The sequence below is a fragment of the Yoonia sp. TsM2_T14_4 genome (assembly GCF_049602355.1).
GTDB lineage: Bacteria > Pseudomonadota > Alphaproteobacteria > Rhodobacterales > Rhodobacteraceae > Yoonia > Yoonia vestfoldensis_A.
Genome location: NZ_CP187137.1, coordinates 1,948,821 through 1,971,513 on the forward strand (window position 1 = coordinate 1,948,821; position 22,693 = coordinate 1,971,513).

Annotated in this window: 20 protein-coding genes; 12 read left to right on the forward strand and 8 right to left on the reverse strand. The window is 62.8% G+C overall.

The window, feature by feature from the left end; genetic code table 11:
- Position 1: 1 nt before the first annotated feature.
- Positions 2-796 (reverse strand): IclR family transcriptional regulator, encoded by a 795-nt coding sequence (locus ACPF9B_RS09640; protein ID WP_007204072.1) that lies wholly within the window; start codon positions 794-796, stop codon positions 2-4.
- Positions 797-953: 157 nt separating this feature from the next.
- Here ACPF9B_RS09640 and ACPF9B_RS09645 point away from each other — a divergent pair, with 157 nt between their 5' ends.
- The 11 genes from ACPF9B_RS09645 to mnmH all read left to right on the forward strand — a co-directional run bounded on the left by ACPF9B_RS09645 (position 954) and on the right by mnmH (position 13,382).
- Entirely contained in the window at positions 954-2,213 is a 1,260-nt protein-coding gene (locus tag ACPF9B_RS09645) for an ABC transporter substrate-binding protein (protein WP_424177020.1), read from the forward strand.
- A 100-nt stretch (positions 2,214-2,313) separates the two neighbouring features.
- Positions 2,314-3,270 carry a carbohydrate ABC transporter permease gene (locus tag ACPF9B_RS09650; RefSeq protein WP_424177022.1) on the forward strand — a complete coding sequence of 319 codons (957 nt, stop codon included), beginning with the start codon at positions 2,314-2,316 and terminating at the stop codon, positions 3,268-3,270.
- A 99-nt stretch (positions 3,271-3,369) separates the two neighbouring features.
- Complete coding sequence (locus ACPF9B_RS09655) at positions 3,370-4,218, forward strand: carbohydrate ABC transporter permease (protein ID WP_007204067.1); 849 nt, start codon at positions 3,370-3,372, stop codon at positions 4,216-4,218.
- A gap of 7 nt (positions 4,219-4,225) precedes the next feature.
- On the forward strand, positions 4,226-6,310 hold the full coding sequence (locus tag ACPF9B_RS09660) for an alpha-galactosidase (RefSeq protein ID WP_424177024.1): 2,085 nt from the start codon (positions 4,226-4,228) through the stop codon (positions 6,308-6,310).
- Positions 6,307-7,065, forward strand: coding sequence for an SDR family NAD(P)-dependent oxidoreductase (locus ACPF9B_RS09665; RefSeq protein WP_424177026.1), 759 nt, complete (start codon positions 6,307-6,309; stop codon positions 7,063-7,065). Before ACPF9B_RS09660 ends, ACPF9B_RS09665 begins: the two co-directional genes overlap by 4 nt.
- Positions 7,062-7,964 carry a 2-dehydro-3-deoxygalactonokinase gene (locus ACPF9B_RS09670; RefSeq protein ID WP_424177029.1) on the forward strand — a complete coding sequence of 301 codons (903 nt, stop codon included), beginning with the start codon at positions 7,062-7,064 and terminating at the stop codon, positions 7,962-7,964. Before ACPF9B_RS09665 ends, ACPF9B_RS09670 begins: the two co-directional genes overlap by 4 nt.
- 2 nt (positions 7,965-7,966) lie before the next feature.
- Positions 7,967-8,572, forward strand: a complete 606-nt coding sequence (locus tag ACPF9B_RS09675; protein WP_424177031.1) for a 2-dehydro-3-deoxy-6-phosphogalactonate aldolase — start codon at positions 7,967-7,969, stop codon at positions 8,570-8,572.
- The gene (locus tag ACPF9B_RS09680; RefSeq protein ID WP_424177033.1) at positions 8,569-9,390 is read left to right on the forward strand and encodes an SMP-30/gluconolactonase/LRE family protein; all 822 of its coding nucleotides are present in this window, start codon (positions 8,569-8,571) and stop codon (positions 9,388-9,390) included. Before ACPF9B_RS09675 ends, ACPF9B_RS09680 begins: the two co-directional genes overlap by 4 nt.
- 40 nt (positions 9,391-9,430) lie before the next feature.
- Positions 9,431-11,332, forward strand: a complete 1,902-nt coding sequence (locus ACPF9B_RS09685; RefSeq protein WP_424177035.1) for a beta-galactosidase — start codon at positions 9,431-9,433, stop codon at positions 11,330-11,332.
- On the forward strand, positions 11,332-12,273 hold the full coding sequence (locus ACPF9B_RS09690) for an aldose epimerase family protein (protein WP_424177037.1): 942 nt from the start codon (positions 11,332-11,334) through the stop codon (positions 12,271-12,273). Before ACPF9B_RS09685 ends, ACPF9B_RS09690 begins: the two co-directional genes overlap by 1 nt.
- Positions 12,274-12,329: 56 nt before the next feature.
- Entirely contained in the window at positions 12,330-13,382 is a 1,053-nt protein-coding gene (gene mnmH, locus ACPF9B_RS09695; protein ID WP_424177039.1) for a tRNA 2-selenouridine(34) synthase MnmH, read from the forward strand.
- Here mnmH and selD read toward each other — a convergent pair.
- The 5 genes from selD to ACPF9B_RS09720 are packed head-to-tail and all read right to left on the reverse strand — an operon-like array spanning position 13,369 to position 20,092.
- A complete protein-coding gene (gene selD, locus ACPF9B_RS09700; protein ID WP_424177041.1) occupies positions 13,369-15,465 on the reverse strand; it encodes a selenide, water dikinase SelD in 2,097 nt (698 codons plus the stop codon). The two genes, mnmH and selD, sit on opposite strands and share 14 nt — an antisense overlap.
- Positions 15,466-15,489: 24 nt before the next feature.
- A complete protein-coding gene (locus ACPF9B_RS09705) occupies positions 15,490-16,047 on the reverse strand; it encodes a pyridoxamine 5'-phosphate oxidase family protein (protein ID WP_424177043.1) in 558 nt (185 codons plus the stop codon).
- Positions 16,040-17,065, reverse strand: a complete 1,026-nt coding sequence (locus ACPF9B_RS09710) for a lipocalin-like domain-containing protein (RefSeq protein WP_424177045.1) — start codon at positions 17,063-17,065, stop codon at positions 16,040-16,042. The genes ACPF9B_RS09705 and ACPF9B_RS09710 overlap by 8 nt, the downstream gene beginning before the upstream one ends.
- Positions 17,055-19,436, reverse strand: coding sequence for an FtsX-like permease family protein (locus ACPF9B_RS09715; RefSeq protein ID WP_424177047.1), 2,382 nt, complete (start codon positions 19,434-19,436; stop codon positions 17,055-17,057). The genes ACPF9B_RS09710 and ACPF9B_RS09715 overlap by 11 nt, the downstream gene beginning before the upstream one ends.
- Positions 19,433-20,092 carry an ABC transporter ATP-binding protein gene (locus ACPF9B_RS09720; protein WP_424177049.1) on the reverse strand — a complete coding sequence of 220 codons (660 nt, stop codon included), beginning with the start codon at positions 20,090-20,092 and terminating at the stop codon, positions 19,433-19,435. The genes ACPF9B_RS09715 and ACPF9B_RS09720 overlap by 4 nt, the downstream gene beginning before the upstream one ends.
- A gap of 129 nt (positions 20,093-20,221) precedes the next feature.
- Between ACPF9B_RS09720 and ACPF9B_RS09725 the strand changes: the two genes are divergently transcribed.
- Complete coding sequence (locus tag ACPF9B_RS09725; protein WP_424177051.1) at positions 20,222-21,397, forward strand: acetyl-CoA C-acyltransferase family protein; 1,176 nt, start codon at positions 20,222-20,224, stop codon at positions 21,395-21,397.
- On the opposite strand, the gene yaaA is transcribed toward ACPF9B_RS09725, so the two are convergent.
- Positions 21,394-22,164: a peroxide stress protein YaaA gene (gene yaaA, locus ACPF9B_RS09730; RefSeq protein WP_424177053.1), complete on the reverse strand. Its 771-nt coding sequence runs from the start codon at positions 22,162-22,164 to the stop codon at positions 21,394-21,396. The two genes, ACPF9B_RS09725 and yaaA, sit on opposite strands and share 4 nt — an antisense overlap.
- A gap of 71 nt (positions 22,165-22,235) precedes the next feature.
- A complete protein-coding gene (hspQ, locus tag ACPF9B_RS09735; RefSeq protein WP_007204051.1) occupies positions 22,236-22,562 on the reverse strand; it encodes a heat shock protein HspQ in 327 nt (108 codons plus the stop codon).
- Positions 22,563-22,693 lie beyond the last annotated feature (131 nt).

The window sequence follows — 22,693 nt, forward strand, 5'->3', positions numbered from 1 at the left end:
CCTATCTCCCCGTTGGTTCTTTTGCGTCGTGGTCGGGAAAGCTCCAGCTTTGGGCGTCCCTTGCAATCTTGCTCGCCGTGTCCTGCAGGATCGGCACATAGGATTCCAGACCGGCAAGATTGGTCCGGCTGGTCGTGCTGGTCACCGACAAAGCCCCCAGCACGCGCCCGCCATCCGACAGGATCGGCATGGCGATGCAGATGATACCGGGTTCATGTTCCTCGCGGTCGAAACCATAGCCGTTGGCCCGGATCGCGGACAGTTCGGTGCGCAATGCGGCAGGCGTGGTCAGCGTGGCGGCGGTAAAGCGGTGAAAACTTTGCTGTTCGATCACAGCGGCGATCACCGCAGGGTCGCAAAAGGCCAGCATCACCTTGCCCACACCGGTGCAATAAGCAGGCCCGACCTTGCCCGCCTGGCTGAACATCTGCACCGGTTTGTTGGCGTTGCGCTTGTCGATATACAGCACCTGCGCATGGTCCAGCTGCGCCAGATGCACTGTTTCGCCAACCGCCGCGGACAGCGCGTCAATATGGGGCCGCGCGATCGGTGCCAGCGTGGATTGTTCCCATGCCGCATGGGCCAGCCGCACCAGACGCACACCCGGCGAATAGGTCTGCCGGTCGGGATCATAGGCCAGCATCCGCTGGTTCGTCAGCGTTTGCAGGAAACGATACAGCGTCGGTTTGGGAAAAGGTGATGCCGCCAGCAATTCGCTGAACCGCACGGGCCGACCATAGGCGGCGACCTGATCCAGCACTTCCAAAGCTTTGCCGACTGTCCCGTCACTTGTCATTCGCCCCCCGATCCCTGCCTGTCGCCCACACATATTATTGCAGACCCGTCATGGTTGTTGACAAGCCTAGCGGCTTTGCGATTAAGTATCAATATGCAAAACCTAGTTTCATATAATGAAACCAAGGTGGACCATGGAAGCACCTAGGGAGGATATAATGCGTTCCATTCTGAAAACGTCGTTCGCGGCGTTCGTTGCAGCGGGCATCGCGGCATCTGCCATGCCGGCCAATGCACAATCGCTGTCGGGCGATCTGGTCATTTTCTCGGACATGTCCAACCCTGCGCCCCGCGCAGTGATGGAAGGCATGGTCGCGCGTTTCGGCGAGATGCACCCCGACCTGAACATCGAACTGACGGTGATCGACCGTGAAGCCTATAAAACCCAGATCCGCAACTTCCTGACCGCCAATGCGCCGGACGTTGCCAACTGGTACGCCGCCAACCGCATGCTGCCCTATGTCGAGGCCGGTCTGTTCGAAGACGTGTCCGACATCTGGGACGGATCGATGAGCGAAGAGCTTGCCTCCACCAAAGGTGCGCTGACCGTGGGCGATGCGCAATATGGCGTGCCTTACACCTATTACCAATGGGGCGTCTATTACCGCAAAGACATCTTTGACCAGTTCGGCCTGACCGAGCCTACAACATGGCAAGAAGAGCTGGCCAATTGCCAGACACTGATCGACAACGGCATCAAATGCTACACCATCGGGACCAAGTTCCTGTGGACCGCTGGCGGCTGGTTCGATTATCTGAACATGCGCACCAACGGCTATGACTTTCACGCGCGCCTGACCAATGGCGAAGAAAGCTGGACCAGCGACGAGGTGCGCGCGACCTTTGAAAACTGGCGCACGCTGATCGACATGGGTGCCTTTATCGACGACCACCAGAACTACAGCTGGCAAGAAGCCCTGCCCTTCATGGTCAATGGCGAAGCTGCCAGCTATCTGATGGGCAACTTCGCCGTTGCACCATTGCGCGAGGCCGGTCTGACCGATGACCAGCTGGATTTTTATCAATTCGTCGAAATCACCCCCGGTATTCCAAAGGGTGAAGACGCACCGACCGACACGTTCCACATCCCCTCAGCTGCCCAGAACAAAGAAGCCGCGCGTGAATTCCTGCGCTTCGTGGTCTCGGCTGAAAACCAGACGCTGATCAACAACGGCGCGAACCTTGGCCAGCTGCCGGTGAACGCGCTGTCCTCGGTTGATGAAGACAAGTTTCTGCAGCAAGGGTTCCAGATGCTGTCAAGCGGCGCGCCCGGCGGGATCGCCCAATTCTTTGACCGCGATGCACCTGCCGAAATGGCCGCTGCGGGCATGGAAGGGTTCCAGGAATTCATGGTGTTTCCAGACAATCTGGATGACATCCTGGAACGGCTGGAAGCCACGCGTCAGGACGTCTATTGATCCTCCCCCAAGGGGTGCGCTGTGATGCGCATCCCGCCCGTGTTGGGCGCGGCCTCATCCGCGCCCAACACAGTCCTTTTGCAAACAGACAGGCCGGCGCATGAGTATTTCCGCTGACAGCGACCGCCAGCCCCCGCGCGGCTGGTACAAGCGCAACGAAATCGCGATCACGCCGTGGCTGTTTCTTGCGCCTGGCATGCTGTTTTTTGTTGTCTATGTCATCGCGCCGATCTGGCAAAGTTTCGGCATGTCGCTGTACGACTGGAACGGTCTGGGCGATATCGACACCAACGGCACCTATGTCGGGCTGGAAAACTATAACAAGCTGTTCGGCTTGAACGGCGAACGCGCCGACCGGAATTTTCAGATCTCGCTGTGGAACAACCTGCGCTGGCTGGTGCTGTATTTGCTGGCAATCCCGCTGGGGCTGTTTATCGCGCTTTTCCTGAACCAGAATGTGCGCGGTATAAGGCTGTATAAATCCCTGTTCTTTTTCCCTTTTGTCATCAGTCAGGTTGTCGTCGGTCTGGTGTTTTCGTGGTTCTATCTGCCCAATAACGGGCTGTTCACGATCGTGACCGGCTGGTTCGGGTTTGAAATCAGCGGCGGCGTGCTGGGCAATCCGAATACGGCGACCTACGGGATCATCGTGGCGGGTCTCTGGCCGCAGACGGCCTATTGCATGATCCTGTATCTGACCGGCCTGAACGCGGTGGACCCCGAACAGGTCGAGGCCGCCCGCCTGGACGGCGCCAAGGGCCGCAAGATGCTGTGGCATGTGATCCTGCCGCAGCTGAAACCTGCGACCTTTATCGCCTTTGTCGTCACGATCATCGGCGCTTTGCGCAGTTTCGATCTGGTGTCGATCATGACCGGCGGTGGCCCGTTCGGGTCCACCCGCGTGTTGTCATTCTATGTTTTCGAAAAATCCCTGTCCGAACGCGGGCTGCAATATGGCTTTGCCGCTGCCGTGGCGGTGGTGCTGTTCCTGATCATGCTGGTCTTCATCTCCTACTTTTTGTGGACGATGTACCAAGACGAAAAAGAGGCACGCTGATGACATCCCCACAGCCCCCCGTCCCGGACCTGATCCGGGACCTCACGCCGACACCGTTCACCAGGTCCCGGGTCAAGCCCGGGACGGCGAGGCGCTGATATGTTTCCGACACCGGTCCAGAAATCATCCCCCACGGTGCGCCTCAGCTATCAGGCGTTTTTGCCTGTCGCGCTGATCTTGTGGCTTTTGCCGCTGATCGCAGTGATGATCTTTTCGATCAAGCCCGATGTCGATTTCACATCCGGCAATTACTGGGGCTGGCCGTCGTCTTTTGAAGGTTTCACCAATTACGGGCTGGTATTTTTCGAAAGCGCGATGCCGCGCTACCTGCTCAATTCCGTGATGATTACGGTCCCCACGGTGATCGGCACCGTTGCTTTGGCCTGCATGACAGGGTTTGCGCTGGGCGTGTACAAGTTCAAGGGCAATCTGCTGATCTTTTTCATGTTCATCGCGGGCAATTTCGTGCCCTTCCAAATCCTGATGGTGCCGGTGCGCGACCTGACGGTGGATATGGGCCTTTATAACACCAAAACCGGTCTGGTGCTGTTCCACATCGCGTTCCAGACAGGTTTTGCTACGCTGTTCATGCGCAATTTCATCCGCGCCCTGCCCTTTGCGCTGATCGAGGCTGCCCGCGTGGAGGGCGTCGCCGAATGGCGCATCTTCTGGTATGTCGTCCTGCCGCTGATGAAACCCGCGATCGCGGCGATGGCGGTGCTGATCTTCACCTTCATCTGGAACGATTATTTCTGGGCCGTCGTACTGACCCAAGGCCCCGAAAGCCAGCCTGTCACCGCAGGGATCACCAGTTTCAACGCGCAATATCGCGCGGCCTATCATCTGATGAGCGCAGGTTCCATCGTGGCCGCCCTGCCACCAGTCTTGATGTTTTTCCTGATGCAGAAACACTTTATCGCGGGCCTCACGCTGGGGGCTGTAAAGTAAGAAGACCATGACACATAGCTACCGGATCGACACTGGACGCCAGACACTTGTGCTGGCGGCCCGCAATACCCGCCTGCCGCAGGTCGTTTATTGGGGCGCACCGCTGCCCGCTGACGAAGACCTTGCCATGCTACATGCCGCCCATGCCATCGACATCACGGGCGGGATGCTGGACGAAAACCCCGATCTGTCGCTGTGTCCCGAGGCAAGCCGCAGCTTCCCCGGCCAGCCCGGGCTGATCCTGCGCGATGCGGGCGGCGCGCCTGTGCTGGCGATGTTCAGCCTTGTGGATGCGGTGCAAACCGCCACCGACCTGCGCCTGACCTACCGCGATGCAGAGAACGGGCTGGACCTGACCTGCACGTTTCTATCCGACCCCGAAACCCATATCATCACCTGCCAGACGGCGCTGAACGCGGAATATCCGGTATATTTGGACTGGCTTGCAGCACCCGTCCTGCCCGCCCCGCAACACAGCGAGACGATGATCGACATCTCGGGCCGTTGGTGCGGTGAATTCCAGCTGGCGCACACGCCATGGTCAGCGGGCATCCGGCTACGCGAAAGCCGCACAGGCCGCAGCGGGCATGAGCATTTCCCCGGCCTGATCGTGCCATGCCACGGGGCGACGAATACCCAAGGCGAGGCTTACGCCTTTCACTATGGCTGGTCCGGCGGGCATCGCATGATCGCCGAGGAACTGGCCGATGGCCGCCGACAAATCCAGTGGGGCCATGCCGCAGGGTCGGACACGCAAGCGGCGACACATTTCAGCACCGCGCCTTTGTATATTAACTATTCCGACAGCGGGTTGAACGGCTGCGCTGTGGCATTCCAGCGCCATTTGCGCGACCGGATCGTGACATGGCCCAAGCCCGATACCCCGCGCCCTGTGCATTACAATTGTTGGGAAGCGGTCTATTTCGACCATAAACTGCCTGTCCTGAAAGACATCGCCACCCGTGCTGCCGCGCTTGGCGCGGAACGGTTCGTGCTGGATGACGGCTGGTTCGGGCGGCGCGACGACGACACGACCAGCCTGTCGGACTGGATTGTGGATGCGCGCAAATATCCCCAAGGACTGCAGCCATTGATCGCCCATATCCACGGGCTGGGCATGACCTTTGGCCTGTGGTTCGAACCCGAGATGATCAACGAGGACAGCGACACATACCGCACGCATCCGGGTTGGGTGCTTGGCCGTGCCGACCAGACCCGTGGGCGCCAGCAACTCGTGCTGAACATGGCGCTGCCTGCGGTGCGCGAATATCTGTATGGCCGGATCGCCGCGATCCTGACCGATCATCCGATTGATTACATCAAATGGGACCACAACCGCGTGCTGCCGATGCCCGATGCCGCCCAGACCCGTGGGACCTATGCGCTGCTCGACCGGCTGCGCGTAGATTTCCCAGCCGTCGAGATTGAATCCTGCGCCTCGGGCGGCGGGCGGATCGATTTCGGAATCCTGCAACGCACGCAGCGGGTCTGGCTATCCGACAGCAACGACGCACTGGAACGGCTGCGCATCCATCATGACGCCGCCCTGTTCTTGCCGATGGCCGTGACCGGCAGCCATGTCGGCCCGCGCATCTGCCACACCTCGGGGCGCACGCTGGACATGTCCTTGCGCGCATGGGTCGCCGCCCAGCGCCATATGGGGTTCGAGATGGACCCCCGCGAATTGACCGACCATGAAGCCGCTGTTCTGAGCAAGGTCACAGGTTGGTGGAAGCAAAACCGCCACTGGCTGCACAGCGCCGATATCCTGCGGCTGGACAGCGCCGATCCCGCCGTGATCGCCGAACAGCAACTGGCGCGTGACAAGACCCGTTTCGTGGTTTTTGCAGGCAAGGCCGCGACCAGTACGCAGATCGTGCCGCGCCCCTTGCGGCTGACCGGACTGGACGGGCAAGCGCGTTACCGCGTCACGCTGGTCAATCGAGACGAGGCCCCCGGCCTGTCACGCGGTGCGCCGCTGCTCAAATCGGGGTCGCTGGTTGCATCAGGCACCTATCTGATGCAGCACGGCGTGACATTGCCATGGTCGTTCCCCGACCGGATCTGGGTGCTGCAAGGAGAAAGCCTGTGACCGCCACCTTTCATGATCTTGCAGGGGCATCTGTCTTTATCACCGGTGGCGGCAACGGCATCGGTGCGGCACTGACCGATGGGTTTCTTGCCCAAGGGGCCAAGGTCGCCTTTGTCGGACGGTCCGATGCCAGCGCCTTCGTGGATCAGATGGCCGCCAAACACGCCAACCGCCCGCTGTTCGTTCCATGCGACATTACCGATACCGATGCCCTGCAAGACGCCATCGCCAAGGCCGCCGATGCGCATGGCCCGTTAAAGGCACTTGTTAACAATGCCGCCAACGACGCCCGCCACGAGGCCGCAACCATCACCCCCGCCTATTGGGACGAAATGCAGGCCGTGAACCTGAAGGCCTATTTCTTTGCCTGCCAGAAAGCCGCGACCGTCATGGCACCGCAGGGCGCGATGATCAACTTTTCCTCGATCAGCTATCTGTTCGGGGCGGCGGGCATGATCGGCTATACCACCGCCAATGCGGGGATCACGGGCATGACACGGTCGTTGGCGCGCGAATGGGGGCCGCGCGGGATCAGGGTCAATGCCATCGCGCCCGGCTGGGTCTTTACCGAAAAACAAGAAACCATGTGGGCCACGCCTGAAACCAAGGCCGCCTTTCTGGAACGGCAATGCCTGCCAGAGCCGATCATGCCCGCCGATATGGTCGGGCCGGTGCTGTTTCTGGCCTCTGACGCGTCGCGGATGATGACGGGGCAGGTTATGGTCGTCGATGCCGGCGTGGTGACGACAGGATGACCGCAACGATCACTCCCGCATGGATCGGCGTCGATTGGGGCACGTCGCATGTCCGCGCCTGGGCGATATCGGCCAGCGGCACATTACTGGCGCAGGCCAGTTCCGACAGGGGTATGGGCCGGCTGGACCGCGCGGGGTTTGAACCCGCGTTGCTGGCGCTGGTCGGCCCGTGGCTGCACGGGCCAACCCCCGTCATCGCCTGCGGCATGGTCGGATCGCGCCAAGGCTGGGTCGAGGCGCCTTACGCCGCCACGCCCTGCGCCCCTTTGGGCGGCCCGCTTGCGCCCGCCTGCAGCGATGATCCACGCCTTGCCGTCCATGTCATCCCCGGCATCAAGCAGCTTCACCCCGCCGATGTCATGCGCGGCGAGGAAACACAGATCGCGGGCTATCTGGCCCAGAACAAGGGATGGGACGGTGTGATCTGCCTGCCCGGCACACATACCAAATGGGTCCATGTCAGCGCGGGCGAGATTGTCAGTTTCCAGACCTTCATGACAGGCGAGCTGTTCGCCACATTGACCTCCCAGACCGTGCTGCGCCATTCCATCGCAACAGATGGCTGGGATGATGCGGCCTTTGACACCGGCCTTGCCGATGCTTACGGACGGCCCGAAAAACTGGCCGGCCGGCTGTTTTCGCTGCGTGCCGAAGGCTTGTTGCACGACCTGCCCGGGGCCGCCGCCCGTGCACGGCTGTCAGGGCTGCTGATCGGGGCCGAACTTGCCGCGGCCAAACCCTATTGGCTGGGCCAGCAGATCGCCGTGATCGGCGCAGGCGCACTTGCGCGGCTTTACGTCACGGCTCTGGCACAGCATGGTGCGCCTGCAACGCAGGTGAATGCAGAGGCTGCGACCCTTGCGGGCCTGACCGCCGCTTACCGCCAGTTGAAAGGATAAAGATGCACCGCCCCCTGATCGCCATCCTGCGCGGCATCACCCCCCCCGAGGCCGAAGCCGTGACCGCCGCCTTGATCGCCGCGGGCATCACAAAGATCGAAGTGCCGCTGAATTCCCCTGACCCGTTCGACAGCATCGGACGCATGGCGCGCGCCTTTGGCGATGACGCGTTGATCGGGGCGGGCACGGTGTTGTCCACCGCCGATGTCGGGCGCGTCGCACAGGCCGGCGGGCGGCTGATCGTATCACCCAATTGCGACCCCCGCGTCATTGTTGCCACCAAAACGGCAGGGCTGCAAAGCTGGCCCGGCGTGATGACCCCGACCGAATGTTTCGCCGCACTCAAGGCGGGCGCAGACGGGCTGAAAATTTTCCCCGCCAGCCTGATCGGCCCTGACGGGATCAAGGCAATCCGCGCCGTACTGCCCAAAGACACGCAGGTTTATGCCGTAGGTGGCGCTAGCACTAGCAATTTTGCAACATGGATCGCCGCATCTGCCGATGGTTTTGGCATCGGAACAGCACTTTACCAACCTGGACTGACACCAGCCGAGGTCAGCACCCGCGCCCGTGACATCGTCGCCGCCTATGACAAGGCCGCAGGATGATCTTTGACGACACACAATGCGCGCTTGGCGAAGGTCCGCTTTGGCACCCGTTGCGCGGCGAATTATTCTGGTTTGATATCCTTGGCAAACGGCTGCAAAGCAAGGCACGGCAGTGGCAGTTTGACGAATATGTCTCGGCGGCGGGCTGGGTCGACGCAGACATATTGCTGATCGCAAGCCAGACCGCGCTGATCCGCTTTGATCTGCGCGACGGCAGCCAGACGCCACTTTTCCCGCTGGAGGCGGACAGCCCCCACACCCGCTCCAACGATGGCCGCGCCGACCCGCAGGGCGGCTTCTGGATCGGCACCATGGGGATCAACGCCGAACCCGGCGCAGGCGCGATCTATCGCTATTTCAAAGGTGAATTGCGCCAGCTGTTCGCCCCCGTCACGATCAGCAATGCGATCTGTTTCGCGCCTGATGGCAAGACCGCCTATTTCACCGACACGCCCACGCAAAAGATCCTGCGCGTGGCGCTGGATGCAGATGGCTGGCCACAAGGCGACCCTGTGCTGCATATCGACCTGCGCGCCACAGATCTGCGCCCCGATGGCGCCGTCGTCGATGCACAAGGCAACCTGTGGAACGCGCAATGGGGCGCAGGGCGCGTCGCAGGCTATGCGCCCGATGGCACCTTTATCGACAGCTACAGCTTTGCCGCCATGCAGACATCCTGCCCTGCCTTTGGTGGCAATGACCTGTCGATCCTGTTCTGCACCTCTGCCGCCACGGGGCTGGACGGGCCGGATCAAGGCCGGACATATGCCACACCCACCCCCTATAAGGGGCAGGCGGAACATCAGGTACTCCTTTAACCCTGCTTTCGCTTTGTTCCAAATACTCAAGGACCGACCTATGCACCGCACTCTTGGTATCTGTTATTACCCCGAACATTGGCCTCAGGATCAATGGACCGAGGACGCGGCGCGCATGGTTGCGGCGGGCCTGTCTTGGGTGCGGATCGGCGAATTCGCTTGGGCGCGGATGGAAGCCGTTCCCGGCACGCTGACATGGGACTGGCTTGACCGCGCCATCGACGTGCTGGGCACGGCGGGGCTAAAAGTGGTGCTTGGCACGCCGACCGCCACCCCGCCACGCTGGATGCTGGACAAATACCCCGACATGCTGGCCGTCGATGCGCAGGCGCGCGCGCGCAAGTTCGGATCACGCCGGCATTATGATTTCAGCCATCCGGGCTACCGCGATGAATGCCGCCGGATCGCGCGTCTGATGGGCGAACGTTACGGTGCGAACCCCTATGTCGCGGCATGGCAGATCGACAATGAATATGATTGTCACGACACCACCCTGTCTTATTCGGACGCCGCAAGGCGCGGGTTTCAGGACTGGCTGGCACACAGATACCAATCGCCCGCCGCCTTGAACCGTGCTTGGGGCAATGTGTTCTGGTCGATGGATTACGACAGCTTCGCGCAGATCGACCTGCCCAACCTGACCGTGACCGAACCCAACCCCGCGCATGTGCTGGCCTTTCGGCGCTATAGCTCGGATCAGGTCGTCGCCTTCAACAAGGTGCAGGCCGATGAACTCCGCCGCCACACATCCGCGCCCTTGATCCATAATTACATGGGCCGGATCACCACATTCGACCATTGGAAGGTCGGGGCCGATCTGGATATCGCGTCATGGGACAGTTACCCGATCGGCTTTCTATCCGACCGGCTGGAAGGCACGGCGAAAGAAAAGGCCACCTTCCTGCGCCAAGGCCACCCCGATATGCAAGCGTTCCATCACGATCTGTATCGCGCGGTGGGCAAGGGGCGGCTCTGGGTCATGGAACAACAACCCGGCCCGGTAAACTGGGCGCCTTACAACCCTGCCCCGCTGCCCGGCATGGCGCGGCTTTGGGCGTGGGAAGCATTTGCCCACGGGGCCGAAACCGTCTGCTATTTCCGCTGGCGGCAGGCCCCTTTCGCGCAGGAACAAAACCATGCAGGGCTTTTGCGCCCCGACAACAGGCCCGCGCCCGCGCTTGCCGAATGTCGGCAGGTCGCGGATGAAATCGCCAAGCTGCCCGATGTCGGTACAGCAACAGCACAAGCAGCGCTGGTGTTCGACTATGCAAGCGCCTGGGCTTGGGACACCCAGCCGCAGGGCGCGGATTTCGACGCCTTCCGTCTGGCCTTTGCCGCTTATCGCGCGCTGCGGCGGGCAGGGCTGAACATCGACATCCTGCCGCCCGATTGCGCCGATCTGTCGGGTTATAAACTGGTACTGGCCCCCGGCTTGATGAAAATCTCTGACCCGTTGCGCGCAGCCTTGGCCCGCTTTGACGGCATCGCCCTGATCGGCCCGCGCAGTGATACCAAGACCGACGAGTTGAGCATCCCCACCCCGCTTGGTCCCGACCTGCCCGATACCGATCTGTCGGTCGTGCTGACCGAAAGCATCCCCCCTGATGCCAAGATCAAGCTACAGGGTGGCGGCATATTCCGGCACTGGTTCGAACATCTCGAAGGGACCGCCCCCGTGCATCTGTCCACCAAATCGGGCCAGCCTGCGATCATGGGCGGTGATCATCTGCGCTATCTGGCGGGTTGGCCCGATGATGCGACATTTGACGCGATCATCGGCGGGCTTTGCGATGCGCTGGACTTGCCCAGCTTTCAACTGGCTGAAGGTTTGCGGATCAGGGATACCGCCACCTATCGGTTCGTGTTCAACTATGCGCCCAGAGCGCAGGCTTGGGGCGGCACCATCGTGCCAGCGGCCGGCGTGCATTGGGAGGCACTGTGATGCAGGTATTCGGCACCACCACGCGGGGCGAAACCGTGCATGCGATCCCGCTGCGCGCGGGCGATCTGACGCTCACGTTGCTCACTTATGGCGCGCGGATACAGGATCTGCGGCTGGCGGGCATCGACCACGGGCTGACGGTCGGGTCGGACGATCTGGCCGATTACGAAGGTGCGATGCTCTATCACGGGGCCATTGTCGGGCCAGTGGCCAACCGGATCAGCACCGCGCGGGTCCGGCTGGACGGGATGATGTACGAGCTGGAACGCAACAACGGACAGGCGCATCTGCATTCAGGGTCCGAAGGCAGCCACGCGCAGGTCTGGGACGTGATCGAAACGACCGCGGCCTCTGCCACCCTTTCGCTTGATATGCCCGACGGTTTTGCGGGGTTGCCGGGGCGGCGGCGCGTGACGGCGCAATTCACGCTGAGCGCACCTGCCACGCTGACGCTGACGCTCACAGCGACCAGCGATGGCACGACCTTGATGAACCTCGCCAATCACAGCTATTGGAACCTTGACGGGTCAGGCACATGGCAAGGCCACAGCCTGCGGATCGCTGCGGATCATTACCTGCCGATTGACGATGCTATTTGTCCGACAGGCGATGTTGCCGATGTCACCGGCACCGGTATGGATTTGCGCCACGGGCCGGTGCTGGACGCGCAAACACCACCGCTTGACCACAATTTCTGCCTGTCTGACGGGGAAGAACCGCTGCGCGATGTGCTGTGGCTGACGGGGCAAGGCGGGGTCCGTATGGTGATGGCCACAACACTGCCGGGGATGCAGGTTTTCGATGGGCGGCCCGATCATGACGCGCTGGCGATCGAGGCACAGCACTGGCCCGATGCCCCCAACCACACGCATTTTCCACAGATCAAGCTGCCGGCGGGCGCGACATATCAGCAGATCACGCGCTGGAGCTTTGCACGCTAGGCCAAACCACGCTGCTTGCCCCTTACCTCGGCGCGCGCACCGCGCTAGACAGCGCCATGCCTATCGCTTTTGCCACGCTTGACGATCTGATCAACCACGGTTTCGACACCGTGATTGACGTGCGCTCGCCCGCCGAATTCGCGCTGGACCATGTGCCGGGCGCGATCAACCTGCCTGCGCTGTCCAACGACGAACGCGCGCGGGTCGGTACGATCTATAAACAGATCAGCCCGTTCGAGGCGCGCAAACTGGGCGCATCACTGGTCGCGCGCAATGTAGCCGACCATATCGCGCAGGCGATGGCAGACAAAGACGGCAGCTGGCGACCTTTGGTTTATTGCTGGCGCGGGGGGCAAAGGTCGGGGTCGTTTGCCTCGATCCTTGGCCAGATCGGCTGGCGCACCGACACGGTGCAGGGCGGCTACCAGACATTCCGGCGGCTGGTGCAGGGGGCGGTTTACGACCGGCCGGTGCCGCACAGGGTCATCTTGCTTGATGGCAATACCGGCACGGCGAAAACGGCGCTGCTGGCGCGGCTGGCCGCCAAGGGCGTGCAGGTCATCGACCTTGAAGCCATGGCCAACCATCGCGGGTCATTGTTGGGCGGTGCAGCACAGGGCCAGCCATCGCAACGCGCCTTTGAGACGCAGATCGCGCTGGCGCTGTACCGGCTCGACCCCGCGCGCCCTGTCCTGATCGAGGCCGAAAGCAGCAAGATCGGCAGCCTCGTGATTCCACCGTCCCTCTGGGCCGCAATGACTGCGGCACAACGGATCACCCTGCACGCGCCGCTTGCCGCGCGGGCCAGCTTTCTGGCGCGGGCCTATGCCGATATCGCCGCCGACCCCGACGACATGGCGCGCCGGCTGGCACCGCTGCGCTACATCCGCGGGCATGAGGTGGTGGATGGCTGGATGGCCCTGCTGCACGCGGGCGATCTGACGGGTTTCGCCACCGCGCTGATGGACCAGCACTACGACCCCGCCTATGCGAAATCACGCAAAATCGCTGCCCATGACATGCTGGCCGATTTGCATAGCGACACGCTGGACGATGCCGGACAGGACAGGCTGGTCGCGGCGATCCTGCCGCTGGTCAACGCAGGCTGATCGCCGACCCATCAGTGATCTGCCCGATGATGGCCGAAGTATAGCCCGCGCGTGTCAATGCGCCCAGCAGATCATCGGCGCTGTGGCCCGCCACCGCGGCCAGCAGACCGCCCGCCGTCTGCGGGTCGTAGGCAAGGTCCGGCACGGCCCCTTCGACCACCCCGGCGCCTGCCTGATTATCCGCAAACAGCGTCGAGCGCACACCACGCGCCGATAGCGCCGCCGCCCCCGCCATCACCGGCACCTGCGCCCAGTCAAGCACAGCCCCCGTGCCAGAGGCGTCGCAGATCCCGCGCAAATGACCCAACAGGCCGAACCCCGTCACATCGGTCATCGCATGGGCCGCGTGCAGGATCGCGGCGGCCTTCGCCTGCGATTGCACCATCAGGTCCAGGCAGGCGATCACATCCGCCCCGCGCGCCTGCCCAGCCATGTCACCCGCCATGATCGTGCCGCTGCCGATAGGTTTGGTCAGGATCAGCGCATCGCCTGGCCGTGCGCCCGCCTGCGTGATCGGCCTGTCCACCAGCCCCGTGATCGTGAACCCGATGGTCAGCTCGTCGCCAAGCGCGCTATGCCCGCCCGCGATCCGCGCACCCGCTTCGGACATGACCGCAGTGGTGGTTGCCGTGATCTCGGCCATGCTCCGCTGCTGTAACGCGCTTTCCATGCGCGGCAGGATGATTTGCACGGTGGCGGCCTGCGGGGTGGCCCCCATCGCCCAGATATCGCCCAGCGCGTGGATGGCAGCGATCCGCGTCATCAGCACCGGATCGGCCACCAGCGCGCGCAGATGGTCGGTGGTGATCACCTGCCCCGTCTGCACCAGGCCCGCATCATCGCCAAAAGCATCGCCCAGCACTTGCTGCAAGGCTGCACGCCCTACCTTGGCGCCACAGCCACCACACATCGGTTTGTCGCCCAAGGCGGCGCGCAAGCCGATTGCCGCGATTTTCGGTAGCTGTGGGGGGGGCATCACAGGCAGATCATCAAGGCGTGCCATGAACTTGGCATCAATCCGGTCTTTCAGCCGCCAGAGCAATGGCCCTTGCCAGACCGTCCCAAACTTTTCCGCCAGCGCCGATTTCTGCCCCAAAGAGATCAGCTTGAGGTAATCGCGCTGCGGTTTGTAATCGCGCAACCGCCCGCCGGACAGGATTGCGCGCAGATTGTCAAAAAGCACCGGTGCCTGCCGCACGGCATAGACCCCCGCCTTGGGGCGCGGGCTGGCGGCCATATGCGCGCAATCGCCCACGGCAAAAACCGCCCTGTCGCTTGTCTGCAATTGCGCGGTCACGCTGATGAACCCATCCTGCAGATCAAGCCCCGTGCCCGCGATCCAGTCATGCGGTCTGGCCCCTGCCGCACCGGTGGTGAAATCACTGTGGATCAGGCGACCGTCGCGCAACAACACGCCTTCGCGAAAGACTTGCGTCACTTCCGCGTTTTCGATGATTTCCACGCCATAGCCGGCCAGCGCCACCAACATCTTTTGGCGCGCCTTGTCGCCAAGGGCTGCCAGCGCGCGACCACGGTCGATCAGATGCAGTTTCGGGGATTTGCCCTGCAAAGCATGCGCCATAGCGAGCGCCAGTTCCGCCCCCGCGACACCACCGCCGATCACGGCAATTTTCGGGGCTTTCGCGCGGGCGCGGTAATCGTCCCAGGCCTGTGCAAACGCACCCAAAGGCTTGGCGGGGGTGCCATATGCGGCGAACCCGTCAAGCGCGGGCATCTGCGATGTGATCCCGACATCGATGCTCAGCACGTCATAGCCGATGGGTGGCCGCCCCGGCACGGTGACGGAGCGGGCCGCGCGGTCAATGCCTGTCACGGTCCCGTTGATCATCCGCGCGCCTGCGAAACGCGCCAGTTTGACCAGATCGATATCCAGATCATCGCGGCTGTAATGCCCTGCCACGAACCCCGGCAACATGCCCGAATAGGCCGCCGTCGGGCCGGGGTTGATCACGCTCACCCGCACGCCTGCTAGCGGGTTCATGCCCCATTTGCGCAAAACCAGCGCATGGGTATGACCGCCACCAATCAGCACAAGGTCACGGGTGAAAGGGTATTTATCCATGCAACGCCCTTAGCGCGCGCGCCGTCACGGCGATAGCCATTGGCCCGCCCAATCATCGCTTCGTGAATAGGCCGCGCGGCGGTGCGCGTCGCCCAGATGCACAAGGTCGATCTGCATCACACGGCAGGACAACACGGCAAAGGTCGCGGGGTCAGGCTGTTTGACATAATCCAGCGCCGCCCCGATGGGCGCACCGGGGGGCGGGGTCACGCCATAGCTTTGCTGCGCATGATCGGGGATTTTATCCCAAAGCGGGCGGACACCCGGCCCGCTTTGCACGGTCACCTCGGCTTGCAATCTGATCTGCAAGGCTTGCGGGCGCAGCCAGACATGCAGCGCCACACGCGGATTAACCTGAAGGCTGGCCAGCTTGCCCGATTGCAGGTCGGTATGCAGCGTGACCACCGCAGCGCCCTGATCGGCGGATCGCAGCACCATCGTGCGCGCCTCGGGCCAGCCATCGGGGCTGGTCGTGCAGACCGTGGGCAAACGGCAAGGATGGCGCGCATCGGCCACGCCACGCGCCAGCATCCCCCAAGCCCGCGTGCGCAAGCCGTCCAGCGTGGTGAACCAGTCAGTCATAGCCTGTCATCTCCAGATAGCCGCGGCCTTGGTGCGTGCCTGCAAAGGTCACTGGCCCTTCCCAATAAGGCACAGAGGTTGTCATCCATGCGTCGTCATTCACCGCCTGCACCGTCACATCGACACCGCGCGCAGGCAAGGTCAAGCGCCAATGGACCGGCACGCCCGCTGCATTGGTCAGCAACGGTTCCACCTGCAAGGCGCCGTCCGCATAAGGCGTGGCTTCCCCCTCCGCCGTGATCCATGTGGCCGACGTATAATGCATCCCATCCGTCTGTTGCAGCCGGAAGCCCATCAGCTTGGCCCCGTCATCGAACGACAGCGAAAACCAATCCCAGCCGGTCTGGTTATCCGCCAAAGGCTGCGACGACCATTCACGGTCCAGCCACGCGCTGCCTGTCACCTGCACATCACCTGTCGGCAGGTTCAGCGTGCCGGAAATATCGAAAAACGGTTGTGAATAGTAATAAGACGCCTGCCCCGCCGCCGATTTCACCGAATAGCCGCCATCGCCGTGAAACACCAAAGGGCCGGTCGCGCTCAGCGCCATATCATAGCTGAAATCACTGCCCGTCGCACGCATCTGCAGGGTCCGCCAATCGCCCTCTAGCGCCCAATCGTCGATCCATGCGCTGAACGGATCAGCCACGACACCCGCCTGCCCGATCCCGCCACGCGCGAGCCGTTCGGCGACGAAATGGTCGGTTTCGGTCGTGACCGCCGCATGGCCCATCCAGAGTTGCGGGCTGTCCCAGCCGTCGGCCTCGTAAGGTGCCAAGGCAGAGCGAAACAGCGTCCATTGCAACCCGTAGGGCGTGCCATCGGCATCCTCTAGATTGGCGGTCAGATACCACCATTCGATCCGGTAATCGGGATGCGCGCCGTGATCGGCGGGGAAATCGAACACGGGGTCAGGGGCGGGGGTGGAAAAGCCGTCCACTTCCGTCCCCAGCCCTGCAAAGCCTTGCGCCAGTGAAGTGACAGGCAGCAGGCACAGGATCAGTGCTTTAGCGTTCATTGGCAAAAACCTTCAGCAGATCGCCGGGCGGCGTGCGCGCCAGCCGCCATGCGGGCCAGCCAGCGGCCAGAACAGCGGCCAGCAGCGCAAACCCGCCCAACCGTGCGTAATCCAGCGGAAACAGATACATTGGCAATTGCCAGCCAAAGGCCGCGACATTCACGACCGCCAGCAGAACCCAAGCCAGCGCAAGACCCAAAGGCAGCGCCAGCGCCGCGGTCAGTACCGCCAGCATCACCGCGCGCAACAGTTCCAGCCGCCCCAGCGCGGCCCGCGTCATGCCCATTGCCCAAGCGGGGGCCAGTTGCGGCACCCGCATCGCAGCCAGCGTCAGCAGGCTCATCAGAATGGCGAAACCCGCGACCGCAAGCGTCAGGATATTCAGCGCAGTGGTGACGGTGAAGGTGCGCTCGAAAATCGCCAGCGACAGTGCCTTTATCTCCGCTTGGTCAATGGTCTGGCCCGCGCCAATACCCGTGGCGGCGGTCAGACCGGTCACGAAATCAGCCGGATCACCCGCCACACGCAGGCCGAACCGGCGCGGCTCGACGCCGGGGAATTCCTGCGCAAAGGCATCCAGCGCCAGCACGACCTGCCCGATAGGATTGCCGTAATCGCCATAAATGCCCGCAACCGGCAGGGTCAGGCTGCCGATGGTCACCATATCACCAAGGCCCAGCGCCCCGCGCCGCGCGAGTTGTTCGTTGATCACCACCGCTTGCCCGGCGAATGTTGTGTCCCATGCGTCGGGCGTGCTTTGCAAAAAGCGCCAGTTGTCGCGGTAGGTGGCATGGTCGCGGGTGCCGAACACCTCGGCCGGTTGGCCTGCGATCTGCACATCGGCGGATTGGATCGGCAGGACCGCGGCCCCCGCACCTTCGGCAAAGGCCACCAGTGCGGCGGTCTGCTCGGCGCTATCGGTGCTGATGTACAGCTCGGATGCCAGCCGCTGGTCCAGAAAGCCGGTAAAGGTCAGCCGGAAACTCGACACCATCGTGGACACACCGATATTGGCCGCGATCGCCAGCATCAAGGCCATCAGCGCCAGCGACAGACCCGGCAATTGCTGGCGGGTATCGGCCCAGAACCATTGTGCGGTCACACTGCGCGCGCGCCCGCTGGCAAAGGCCAGCATGCCATTCAGCACCGGCGGCAAGGCAAGGGCGGCCCCGATCAGCAAGGTCCCCAGCAAGGCAAAACCCGTGACCAATCCATCCGCGTTGAAACCCAGCACAATGGCCACGGCGAGCAACACCAGTGCCGCCCCCAACTGAAAGCTGGCCCGCCGTCCTGCCGCCATCGCCAGCGCACGCGGTTGCGCCGCCGCCAGCAGCGGCATCCGCGCGATCCCCCAAAGCGCCGATCCCCCCGCAAGCAACGTGCCAGCGAAAGCGATCCCCAGCCCAGAGGCCCACCAACTGGGCCGCAATTGCAGATTGCCCGACACATCCGCACCGTAAAGCCCGCGCAAGGTGGCGGCGACATCGGGTAACAAAAGCGCCGCGATCACATAGCCCAAGGCGACCCCGATCACCCCTGCCACCAGCGCAAAGACCAGCAATTCCGCCAGCATCAGCCCGATCAACCGGTTCAGCGGCAAGCCCAGCGCGCGCAGGGTCCGCACCATGCCGCGCCGTTGTTCAAACGCGAGGCCAATCGCGCCATGCACGATGAAAATACCCACCGCAAAGGACAACAGGCCAAAGGCCGTCAGGTTCAGATGGAAACTGTCGGTCAGCCCCGCGATATCGGTGCTGCCTTGGGCGGGTTGCAAGGTCAGGTCTGGCGCGACACGGGCCAGTGGCGGCAGGTTGCGAGGTTGGTCAGGCAGCACCAGCAGGCTGTCGATCCGGCCTGCGCGGCCCAGCAGCCGTTGCACCGTGCCAATATCGGCAACGGCGGTGTCATCGGCCAGATCGGGGTTGATCAGCACCGTGACCCCGTCCAGCCGGGGTGCAGTGGCGGCATTGGCAAAGACCTGATCGCCCCCCGTCAGAAAACCCGCAAGGTCCACATCCCCGCCCAGATTGACCGGCCCCATGCCCGCAGGCGCTGTCAGCGCGTCGATCCCGATCAGCCGCACCCCGTCCAGATCGCCCGTCAGCATAGGGCTGACCAGCCAGCCCGCGCGGCGGAGCATCACGAACACATCCTGCCCAAAGGCCGCGCCATCGCGCGCGACCAGCCGGTCATAGCGCCCTTCGTCCAGCGTGCTGGCGGCGGCATCATAGCTGGCGCGCGCCTCGGCATTGATTGCCTGCACGCCGGACCAAAGGCCGGTCGCCAGCGCCAGCCCCGCCAGCAGCGTGAACAATTGCACCGGATTGCGCACCCAATGCGACAAAAGTGCTGCAAAAGCCGCCCGCGTCATGCCACCTGACCCGCGCGCAGATGCAGGCGGCGTTGCAGGCGGGCGGCCAGCCCAAGTGAATGGGTGACCATCAAGAGGCCCGCGCCGGTCTCGACCACCAGTGCCAGCATCAGGTCCATGACCGTCGCGGCGGTGGTTTCGTCCAAGTTACCGGTCGGTTCGTCCGCCAACACCAGTTTCGGGCGCGCCGCGAGCGTGCGCGCGATAGCAACGCGTTGTTGCTGGCCGCCGGACAGCTGTTCGGGATATTTGCGTAGATGATCCGTTAGCCCCATCCGATCAGCCAAGGTGGCGCACCATGCAGCGTCATGCCGCCCCGCCAGCCGCGCCTGAAACGCGATATTGTCGGCAATCTTCAGGCTGGGGATCAGGTTGAACTGCTGGAACACAACGCCGACCGTGCCGCGCCGCAAGGCCGCGCGGCCTGCGTCATCAAGGCTGGCGATATCCTGCCCGTCCAGCATGATCCGGCCCGCATCCGCGCGGTCCAGCCCGCCGATCAGGTGCAACAGCGTGCTTTTGCCACTGCCCGATTCGCCGGTCAGCGCAAGGCTTTCGCCTGCCTCCAACGTCAGGCTGACGCCGCGCAGCACCGGGAACGGACCATCGGCCGTGGTATAGGTCTTGGTCAGGGTGTCGACGATCAACAAGGTCATACGCGTGAATTAACACGCAACACAGCAAAGGAAACGCCCTGCGGCGGCAAATCTGCCGTGCCGCGACGTTCTGGCTTTTGCGCACGCGCTGTTGCGCTAAGCTTGCGCCACACAAAGGGGGAGGCATCCATGACCGACATCGTCATTCTGGGCGGCGCACGCACCGCCATCGGTACGTTCGGCGGCGCGCTGGCGGGGACAACGCCGATTGATCTGGGCACTGTGGTGGCCAAGGCCGCGCTGCAAAGGTCAGGTGTGGCAGCGGCCCAGATCGGCCATGTGGCCTTTGGCCATGTCATCAATACCGAACCAAAGGACATGTATCTCAGCCGTGTGGCCGCGATGCAGGCGGGGATCCCCGACAGTGTGCCTGCGATGAACGTCAACCGGCTCTGCGGGTCGGGGGTGCAGGCGATCATTTCGGTGGTGCAATCGCTGATGCTGGGGGATGCCGATTTCGGCCTTGCCGGCGGGGCCGAAAACATGAGCCGGTCGCCCTTTATCATCCCGGACCAGCGCTGGGGCGCCAAGATGGGCGATATCCGCACGCAGGACATGATGCTGGGGGCGCTGAATTGCCCGTTCGGCACCGGCCATATGGGTATCACGGCGGAAAATGTCGCCCGCGAACATGGGATCAGCCGTGCCGAACAGGATGCCTTTGCGCTGCAAAGCCAGGACCGCGCGGCAGCGGCCATTGCGGCAGGCTATTTCGACAGTCAGATCACGCCGGTGCAGGTCCGTGTCAAACGTGACATGGTCGATTTCATCCGCGACGAACATCCCAAGGCCACCACGCCACAGGCACTCGCCGCCCTGCGCCCGGTGTTCGAAAAAGACGGGTCTGTGACAGCGGGCAATGCGTCCGGCCTGAATGACGGGGCCGCAGCGATCGTGCTGGCGCGTGCGGATGCGGCGCAGGCAGTAGGCCTGACCCCGCGGTTTCGTATTCTAGGCTATGCCCATGCCGGTGTGCGCCCCGAGGTGATGGGTATCGGCCCCGTCCCCGCCGTGCGGCGTTTGCTGGAAAAGACGGGGCTGGCCGCGGCCGATTTCGATGTGATCGAATCAAACGAAGCCTTTGCCGCGCAGGCGCTGGCGGTCAGCAAGGAGCTGGGCTTTGACCCCGCCCGCGTGAACCCCAATGGCGGTGCGGTTGCACTGGGACATCCGGTAGGTGCCACGGGGGCGATCATCACCGTCAAGGCGATGTACGAGCTGGACCGCACCGGCGGCAAGCGTGCGCTGATCACGATGTGTATTGGCGGCGGGCAGGGTATCGCGCTGGCGATTGAACGGGTTTAGGCCGGATAATCCCGCACGAACACCCATGTATCGCCATCCGACAAATCCGCGTCATAGGCATAGCCACCGCTGGTGAAATCCTTGATCGCCTCCGCATCGGTCAGGCGGTTTTCGACGATGAACCGCGCCATCGCGCCGCGCGCGCGTTTCGCGAAAAAGCTGACGATACGGAGCTTGTCGTCTTTGACTTCCATAAAGCTGGGGGTGATGACGCGCAGTTTGAGCGCCTTGCGGTCCACCGCGCCGAAATATTCCTGACTGGCGCAGTTCACCAGCGTGTCGGCGCCCACATCCGCCGCCCGCGCGTTCAGCGCCTTTGCGATGGTGTCGCCCCAATAATCATAAAGCGACGCACCACGCCGGGTTTTCAGCTTGCTGCCCATTTCCAGCCGGTAGGGCTGGATCGCGTCCAGCGGGCGCAGCAGGCCGTAAAGCCCCGACAGGATGCCCAGATGGTCCTGCGCCCAATGCAGATCATCAATGGACAGGGTTTTCGCCTCCAGCCCCTGATAGGTGTCGCCGTTAAAGGCAAGGGCTGCGGGTTTCACCGCCTCAGGCGCGGGGTCAGCGGCGAAGGCTGCGAAACGGTCGCGGTTCAGGCGGGCCAGATCGTCCGAAATCGTCATCAGGCTTTTGAGTTCACCCAAACTCAGCCCGCGCGCGGTTTTCGCAAGGCGCAGGGCATCGTCCTGAAACGCAGGCGCGCTGGCAGGGATCTGCACCGGCGTCATATCAAGCGATTTGGCAGGGGAAATCACAACAAGCATAACAGCGTCCTTTCGGCTTTGCGCAAGGATGTAACATGCCTGCGCGCGATGACCAGCACCGGCACGCCAGATCAGTTCAGTTGCAATTGATGCGGGTAATGCCCGTTCTCGAACGGGCCGAACATATCGTCCAGATCGGGGTGATCGACGGGTTCACCCGAATGGTCCGCGACAAGGTTCTGCTCGGACACATAGGCGACATAAAAGCTTTGCTCGTTCTCGGCCAACAGGTGGTAATAGGGCTGATCCTTCAGAGGTCTGCTGTCTTCGGGGATGGCATTGTACCATTCGTCAGTATTGGCGAACATGGCATCCACGTCAAAGATCACCCCGCGAAACGGATGTTTGCGGTGGCGGACGATCTGTCCCAGATGATACTTTGCTTGCTTTTTCAGCATGATTTCGGCCCTTTTGTGCCGTTATACGGGATTTCCCACGCCAGAGTCCACGGCTGACGACAGGTCACGGTCACGGCGGTTGCTGATGGCTTTATGCGCATTTGCAGTGAAAAAGTGATGGTCTTGGCCCG

What these genes read in the sequence shown, in the direction of transcription:
- yaaA (WP_424177053.1), bottom strand. Translation starts at nt 22,164, where the DNA reads ATGCTTGTTGTGATTTCCCCTGCCAAATCGCTTGATATGACGCCGGTG.
- selD (WP_424177041.1), bottom strand. Translation starts at nt 15,465, where the DNA reads ATGGATAAATACCCTTTCACCCGTGACCTTGTGCTGATTGGTGGCGGT.
- ACPF9B_RS09715 (WP_424177047.1), bottom strand. Translation starts at nt 19,436, where the DNA reads ATGACGCGGGCGGCTTTTGCAGCACTTTTGTCGCATTGGGTGCGCAAT.
- ACPF9B_RS09660 (WP_424177024.1), top strand. Translation starts at nt 4,226, where the DNA reads ATGACACATAGCTACCGGATCGACACTGGACGCCAGACACTTGTGCTG.
- ACPF9B_RS09725 (WP_424177051.1), top strand. Translation starts at nt 20,222, where the DNA reads ATGACCGACATCGTCATTCTGGGCGGCGCACGCACCGCCATCGGTACG.
- ACPF9B_RS09655 (WP_007204067.1), top strand. Translation starts at nt 3,370, where the DNA reads ATGTTTCCGACACCGGTCCAGAAATCATCCCCCACGGTGCGCCTCAGC.
- ACPF9B_RS09690 (WP_424177037.1), top strand. Translation starts at nt 11,332, where the DNA reads ATGCAGGTATTCGGCACCACCACGCGGGGCGAAACCGTGCATGCGATC.
- ACPF9B_RS09650 (WP_424177022.1), top strand. Translation starts at nt 2,314, where the DNA reads ATGAGTATTTCCGCTGACAGCGACCGCCAGCCCCCGCGCGGCTGGTAC.
- ACPF9B_RS09685 (WP_424177035.1), top strand. Translation starts at nt 9,431, where the DNA reads ATGCACCGCACTCTTGGTATCTGTTATTACCCCGAACATTGGCCTCAG.
- ACPF9B_RS09675 (WP_424177031.1), top strand. Translation starts at nt 7,967, where the DNA reads ATGCACCGCCCCCTGATCGCCATCCTGCGCGGCATCACCCCCCCCGAG.
- ACPF9B_RS09705 (WP_424177043.1), bottom strand. Translation starts at nt 16,047, where the DNA reads ATGACTGACTGGTTCACCACGCTGGACGGCTTGCGCACGCGGGCTTGG.
- ACPF9B_RS09640 (WP_007204072.1), bottom strand. Translation starts at nt 796, where the DNA reads ATGACAAGTGACGGGACAGTCGGCAAAGCTTTGGAAGTGCTGGATCAG.
- ACPF9B_RS09720 (WP_424177049.1), bottom strand. Translation starts at nt 20,092, where the DNA reads ATGACCTTGTTGATCGTCGACACCCTGACCAAGACCTATACCACGGCC.
- ACPF9B_RS09670 (WP_424177029.1), top strand. Translation starts at nt 7,062, where the DNA reads ATGACCGCAACGATCACTCCCGCATGGATCGGCGTCGATTGGGGCACG.
- ACPF9B_RS09680 (WP_424177033.1), top strand. Translation starts at nt 8,569, where the DNA reads ATGATCTTTGACGACACACAATGCGCGCTTGGCGAAGGTCCGCTTTGG.
- ACPF9B_RS09710 (WP_424177045.1), bottom strand. Translation starts at nt 17,065, where the DNA reads ATGAACGCTAAAGCACTGATCCTGTGCCTGCTGCCTGTCACTTCACTG.
- hspQ (WP_007204051.1), bottom strand. Translation starts at nt 22,562, where the DNA reads ATGCTGAAAAAGCAAGCAAAGTATCATCTGGGACAGATCGTCCGCCAC.
- mnmH (WP_424177039.1), top strand. Translation starts at nt 12,330, where the DNA reads ATGCCTATCGCTTTTGCCACGCTTGACGATCTGATCAACCACGGTTTC.
- ACPF9B_RS09645 (WP_424177020.1), top strand. Translation starts at nt 954, where the DNA reads ATGCGTTCCATTCTGAAAACGTCGTTCGCGGCGTTCGTTGCAGCGGGC.